This is a genomic window from Neorhizobium sp. T6_25, assembly GCF_002968555.1.
Classification (GTDB): domain Bacteria; phylum Pseudomonadota; class Alphaproteobacteria; order Rhizobiales; family Rhizobiaceae; genus Neorhizobium.
In genome coordinates this window covers 246,894-253,408 of record NZ_PVBL01000009.1, presented here as the reverse complement: position 1 = coordinate 253,408, position 6,515 = coordinate 246,894, and the positions used below count along the sequence as shown (strand labels likewise).

Genomic DNA, 6,515 nt, shown 5'->3' with positions numbered 1-6,515 from the left:
GCGGTGACGATTACGAGCGTCGGCCCGCTGCGGGCGGCGCGAGCCGCGGCGCTCCGTCCTCCGGCGGTCAGCCGGCCGGCGGCAATTTCTCGCGCGATCTCGATGATGACATCCCGTTCTGATCGATCGGTCGGCATCGATTTATGAAACGGCAGCTGCCTGAATTATCGATCAGGCGGCTGCCTTGTCGGCGAGCATCGCGACCAGGACGTCCGATTGCGAGAGAATGCCGACCAGTTTGTTGTTCTCTCGGGTTACCGGCAGGTAGTGCAGCCCCTCCTCGGCGAAGATGACGATAGCGTCTGCGATCGGCGTGGCCGGGCCAACCGTCCTGACAGGCGCTGTCATGATGTCCTTGACCGTGTCGTTCGGTGCGCTGGCCCCCGACAGGACGAGGCGCACACGTTGGGCAAAACCGATTTTCGGCCGGCCTCTCGTCCAGTTCGCCTTGTCGAGAAAATCTGTCTGAGTGACGATCCCCACCACTTCCGCCCTGTCGTTGGTAACCGGCAGGGCCTTGAAATGGTGGGCGCGCATCAGGTCGTGCGCCTCCTTCAGCGTATTGTCGGGTGCGACCGCCACCACATCGCGCGACATGATGCTGGCGCAATCGAGATGGCCGGCGCGCCGGCGATAGGAGCGCAATTCCGTCCGCCGCAGGATCGTTTCGAGGTCGTCGCGGTCGATATCCAGGAACTCGTCGTATTCTTTCAGGACATCGTCGAGGTCGGCGGAGGTAAAGCCGATGCGCTGGATCGAGGCGGGATCGGTCGTGCCGTGATCGGCCGCCGGCTTGGCCGCGTGCGGGTACCGACGGCCCGTCAGATTGTTGAAGGCCAGCGCGAGCAGCAGCAGGGCCAGCGAATTGCCGGCGACCGGCCAGAACACGAAACCATATCCGAGTTCGTGGATCGTCGGTCCGCCGAGCACCGCGGTCAGCGCGATCGCGCCGCTCGGGGGATGCAGGCAGCGAAGCGTCATCATCGCGGCGATGGCAACGGCGATTGCAACCGCCGAGGCCAGGAAGGGGTTGGGTATCAAAAGCGCGGCGGTCACGCCGACAAGGGCGGCGACGATATTGCCGCCAAGGATCGACCACGGCTGGGCAAGCGGGCTGGAAGGCACCGCAAACAACAGTACGGCCGAAGCCCCCATGGGGGCGACCAATGCCGGAAGCGTTGCATCTGCCTTCGAAGCCAGGCTTCCAAGCAGTCCGGTCGCCAGAATGCCCGCGAGCGCGCCAAGCGCGGCACGCAATCTTTCCTTGGGGCTGACGGGGGTGGCTTCCGGCAGGAGCCGGCGCAACATGCGGCGCATCGTGGAGACCTTCGAGTGAGGTGAGATGAATCGCGTTTTAGCAGAAAATTCCGCTCTGTCGCCCAGGTCTTACCTAAAGCTGCGTCCTACCCGAAGCGTGCGGGGCCTAAAGATTGAAGGCCGAACGCACCCCGTCGACGACGAACTGAACGGAGAGTGCCGCAAGGATCACGCCGAGCAGACGAGTGAGGATCGCCCTTCCGGTGACCCCGAGGAAACGATCCAGCCGTTCGGCGACCAGCAGCGTCGCGTAGACGAGCAGCATGATCAGCCCGATGACGCCGATGAAAAGCGCGCGGTCGAGGACGCCGGGCAGGGTGCCGGAAAGCAGAACCGTGGCCGAGATCGCGCCCGGTCCGGCAATCAGCGGCAGCGCCAGCGGAAACACCGCGATGTTGTGGATGTGGTCGATGGTGATCGCCGCCTGGGATGTCTTTTCCTTCCGTTCCTGGCGTTTCTCGAACACCATTTCGAACGAGATCCAGAAAAGCAGCAGGCCGCCGGCGATGCGGAAGGCACCGATCGATATCCCGAGCAGCCCCAGAACGCTCGAACCGAACAGCGCAAATACGGCGAGGATGCCGAAGGCGATCAGCGATCCTCGAAAGGCGACCTGACGGCGCTGGAGGGCGGTCATGCCGACGGTCAAGCCCAGAAAGACCGGCGCCAGCCCGGGCGGGTCGAGTGTCACGAGCATCGTGGTCAGGGCATTGACCAGCATATCGGGGGTCGCCATATCCTCTCCCTGTCAGGCTGCAATCCTTGCAGTCGCATGCGAAGATTGTTAGGACAGGCCAGCAGCGAAAGAAAGCCCACCCCGTCAGCGTCGCGGCATGTTTCGACCTTGTTCAAAAGCCGTGTTAAAGCCGCAAAAGCTGTTCAAAACCATTGTGGAAATTGGCGCTCGGAACCGCTTTCCGCTATAAAAAAGAAACTGATTCCGAACAGAGATCGTGATCCGATTTGACTGAGCAAAGCACACCCGGCGGCGGAAAGCTGCCTCCAGGCATCGAACCCATTTCCATCATGGAAGAGATGCAGCGGTCCTACCTCGATTACGCCATGAGCGTCATCGTCAGCCGCGCCCTTCCTGACGTCCGCGACGGACTGAAGCCGGTCCACCGGCGCATCCTGTACGGCATGTCGGAACTCGGCATCGACTGGAACAAGAAATACGTCAAATGCGCCCGTGTAACCGGGGACGTGATGGGTAAATTCCATCCCCACGGCAACTCGGCGATCTATGACGCGCTTGCGCGTATGGCGCAGGACTGGTCGCTCCGCCTGCCGCTGATCGACGGTCAGGGCAATTTCGGCTCGATCGACGGCGACCCGCCGGCGGCCGAACGTTACACCGAATGCCGCCTCGAGAAAGCGGCCCACGCGCTGCTCGACGATCTCGACAAGGAAACCGTCGATTTCCGCGACAACTATGACGGCACGCTCTCCGAGCCCGTCGTGGTACCGGCGAAATTCCCGAACCTTCTGGTCAACGGCGCAGGCGGCATCGCCGTCGGCATGGCGACCAACATCCCGCCGCACAATCTGGTGGAAGTGATCAACGGCTGTATCGCCCTGATCGACAACCCGGCGATCGAGCTGCCGGAAATGATGGAGATCATTCCCGGTCCGGACTTTCCGACGGGCGCCCTGATCCTCGGGCGGGCCGGTATCCGTTCCGCCTATGAGACCGGCCGCGGCTCGGTAATCATGCGCGGCGTTGCCGCAATCGAACCGATGCGCGGTGATCGCGAGCAGATCATCATCACCGAAGTTCCCTACCAGGTGAACAAGGCGACCATGGTCGAGAAGATCGGCGAGCTGGTGCGCGAAAAGCGCATCGAGGGCATTTCCGACCTGCGCGACGAATCCGACCGCCAGGGTTACCGGGTCGTCGTCGAGCTGAAGCGCGATGCCAATGCCGACGTGATCCTCAATCAGCTCTATCGCTACACGCCGCTGCAAACCTCCTTCGGCTGCAACATGGTGGCGCTGAATGGCGGCAAGCCGGAACAGCTCGCGCTGCTCGACATGCTGCGCGCCTTCGTCTCCTTCCGCGAGGAAGTGGTTAGCCGGCGCACAAAGTACCTGCTGCGCAAGGCTCGCGAACGGGCCCACGTCTTGGTGGGCCTGGCGATCGCAGTCGCCAATATCGACGAGATCATCCTCCTGATCCGCCGCGCGCCCGATCCGCAGACGGCGCGCGAGCAGTTGATGACCCGTCGTTGGCCGGCTCAGGACGTCGATGCGCTGATCCGCCTTATCGATGATCCGCGCCACAAGATTAACGAGGACGGCACCTACAACCTGTCCGAGGAGCAGGCGCGCGCCATCCTCGAGCTCCGTCTCGCCCGCCTGACAGCTCTCGGCCGCGATGAAATCGGTGACGAACTCAACAAGATCGGCGCCGAGATCAGCGATTACCTCGACATCCTGTCGTCGCGCCTGCGCATCCAGACGATCGTCAAGGACGAGCTCGCGGCCGTGCGCGATGAATTCGGCACGCCGCGCCGCACGCAGATTCTCGATGCCGGCCTGGAAATGGACGATGAGGACCTCATCGCCCGCGAAGACATGGTCGTCACCGTTTCGCATCTCGGTTATATCAAGCGCGTCACGCTCGGCACCTATCGCGCCCAGCGTCGCGGCGGCAAGGGCCGTTCCGGCATGGCGACGCGCGACGCGGATTTCGTCACGCGCCTGTTCGTGGCCAATACCCACACGCCGGTTCTGTTCTTCTCCTCGCGCGGCATCGTCTATAAGGAAAAGGTCTGGCGCCTGCCGATCGGCACGCCGCAGTCGCGCGGCAAGGCGCTGATCAACATGCTGCCGCTGGAGCCTGGCGAACGCATCACCACGATCATGCCGCTGCCCGAGGACGAAACGACCTGGGAGAACCTGGACGTGATGTTCTCGACAACCCGCGGCACCGTTCGCCGCAACAAGCTGTCGGACTTCGTGCAGGTCAACCGCAACGGCAAGATCGCCATGAAGCTCGAGGAGGAGGGCGACGAAATCCTCTCCGTCGAGACCTGCACCGATCAGGACGACGTGCTGCTGACCACCGCGCTCGGCCAGTGCATTCGCTTCCCCGTTGGTGACGTGCGCGTCTTTGCCGGCCGCAATTCGATCGGCGTACGCGGCATCACGCTCGGAGAAAGCGACCGCATCATCTCCATGACCATTGTCGGCCATGTGGACGCGGAGCCCTGGGAGCGCGCGGCCTATCTCAAGCGCTCGGCGACCGAGCGTCGCGCCGCAGGCGTCGACGAGGAGGATATTGCTCTCGTGGGTGAGGAAGTCACCGAGGAGGGACAGCTTTCCGACGAGCGTTACGAGGAACTGAAGGCCCGCGAGCAGTTCGTGCTGACGGTTTCCGAAAAGGGCTTTGGCAAGCGGTCGTCTTCCTACGACTTCCGCACCTCGGGCCGCGGCGGCAAGGGCATCCGCGCCACCGATACGTCCAAGACAGCGGAGATTGGCGAACTGGTCGCCGCCTTCCCGATCGAGGACAGCGACCAGATCATGCTCGTCTCCGATGGCGGCGTGCTGATCCGCGTGCCGGTCAACGGCATCCGCATCGCCAGCCGCGCCACGAAGGGCGTCACGATCTTCTCGACCGCCAAGGACGAAAAGGTTGTCTCGGTCGAGCGTATCAGCGAGCCGGAAGGCGACGAGGAAAACGGCAATGGCCTGCCGGAGGAAATCGTCAGCGAGACCGGTGATCTCGGCGCTGCCGCCCCGGATGCAGGCCCGACGGATGAGGGTGCGGCGGAATAAGCCGCACCTCAATCAAAAACCTGCCAAAATAAAAAGCCGGAGGATGAAAATCCTCCGGCTTTTGTTTGAACCGCTTGCGACGGGAAGTCTGCGTGAACGCGGTTCGCTACTGTCAAATCGTCAAATCGGGCAATCCGTCAGAACACGCTGTGGCGGCGCGAGAAATCCCTGAAATCCTTCATGTCGGCACGTTCACGCCTGAGCTCGGAAATCGTTGAGGCCACGGAAGCCACGAACATGATGCTGATCAAACCTGCAAGTACTGTCAACGTCACGAACATGGGGTTCCTTTCTCGTCCGTGTATCCGCCTCAGTAGTACGAGAGATCGCTATAACGGCCCGTTACCTGCGGATAATTCAGATCTGCCAATTGGGATTTATCTTGATAAAGGGTTACCGTTGCCGTCAGCATCACCGCAATCATGGCCGTCCAGACCAGGTTGATCATGGTGATCTTGTCCAGCATGATCGTTTTCCTTCTCGCGATCATCGCCATCTGTCCTTCTTGTTAGCCTGAACGCGCATCGCGCAAACAGGTTCCACCGCATTTTGAGAGTTACTTAACCGTGTGGCTCTGAAGCGTCCTTGAATGCTCTGTTCATCTGGCGTTCAGAATTGGAAGTCTTTTTCAGGTTTCTTCCGGTCCGAAGGCGACCACGAAGGCCTCCAATGCAAAAGCGAGAACCACGGCTCCCAACACCATCAAAGCCAGCATTTGTCGTCGTTTCTCCCGAGATACGCACGGGTCTTTCGCCCACGATCGTCATAAGACCACAGCGCCGCTGAAACGTCCTTGAACGGGCCATTCATCTTTCGTTCAGAATTGGGAGATGCTTGCGGTTGGGCGGCTTCCGTGACAAAAGGCGCGTGAAATTTCGCTGAAACAGTTCCGGACCTCGGCATGACCACCGCTTTTTATCCCGGTTCTTTCGATCCGATGACCCACGGACATCTGGACGTGCTCGTCCAGGCGCTGAATGTCGCGGACAAGGTGATCGTCGCGATCGGCATTCATCCGGGCAAGGTGCCGATGTTCACCTTCGAGGAGCGGGCCGAACTCATCAGCGCCTCGCTTGCGGAAGCGTTGCCGGGCAAAGCCAACCACGTATCGGTTGTTTCCTTCGACAAGCTGGTGGTCGATGCGGCCCGCGCCAACGGCGCAGGCCTGTTGATCCGCGGCCTGCGCGACGGCACCGATCTCGACTACGAAATGCAGATGGCAGGTATGAACCGGCAGATGGCGCCGGATATCCAGACCGTCTTCCTGCCTGCAGGCACTGCGTCGCGGCCCATTACGGCCACATTAGTCCGGCAGATCGCGGCGATGGGCGGCGACGTCAGCGCCTTCGTGCCTGCCGCGGTCCTGAAGGCCCTGAACAACAAGCTGAAACGCTGATCGTTTCCGAACCCCGGAGATC

General features: G+C 61.7%; 6 protein-coding genes. 2 read left to right on the top strand and 4 right to left on the bottom strand.

The features are described from left to right. Window positions 1–171: 171 nt before the first annotated feature. Entirely contained in the window at window positions 172–1,317 is a 1,146-nt protein-coding gene (locus C5L10_RS15440) for an HPP family protein (protein ID WP_105430394.1), read from the bottom strand. Between the two features lie 106 nt (window positions 1,318–1,423). Then, window positions 1,424–2,053 carry a MarC family protein gene (locus tag C5L10_RS15435; protein ID WP_105430393.1) on the bottom strand — a complete coding sequence of 210 codons (630 nt, stop codon included), beginning with the start codon at window positions 2,051–2,053 and terminating at the stop codon, window positions 1,424–1,426. Window positions 2,054–2,280: 227 nt separating this feature from the next. Between C5L10_RS15435 and gyrA the strand changes: the two genes are divergently transcribed. Continuing rightward, window positions 2,281–5,097, top strand: coding sequence for a DNA gyrase subunit A (gene gyrA / locus C5L10_RS15430; RefSeq protein ID WP_105430392.1), 2,817 nt, complete (start codon window positions 2,281–2,283; stop codon window positions 5,095–5,097). 137 nt (window positions 5,098–5,234) lie between these two features. Here gyrA and C5L10_RS33690 read toward each other — a convergent pair whose 3' ends face one another. Next, window positions 5,235–5,378: a hypothetical protein gene (locus tag C5L10_RS33690; RefSeq protein ID WP_167336316.1), complete on the bottom strand. Its 144-nt coding sequence runs from the start codon at window positions 5,376–5,378 to the stop codon at window positions 5,235–5,237. Between the two features lie 29 nt (window positions 5,379–5,407). Then, entirely contained in the window at window positions 5,408–5,563 is a 156-nt protein-coding gene (locus tag C5L10_RS33685) for a hypothetical protein (RefSeq protein WP_155414821.1), read from the bottom strand. Between the two features lie 435 nt (window positions 5,564–5,998). On the opposite strand from C5L10_RS33685, the gene coaD reads away from it, so the two are divergent. Beyond that, the gene (gene coaD, locus C5L10_RS15425; protein ID WP_105430391.1) at window positions 5,999–6,493 is read left to right on the top strand and encodes a pantetheine-phosphate adenylyltransferase; all 495 of its coding nucleotides are present in this window, start codon (window positions 5,999–6,001) and stop codon (window positions 6,491–6,493) included. The last annotated feature ends 22 nt before the right edge of the window (window positions 6,494–6,515 follow it).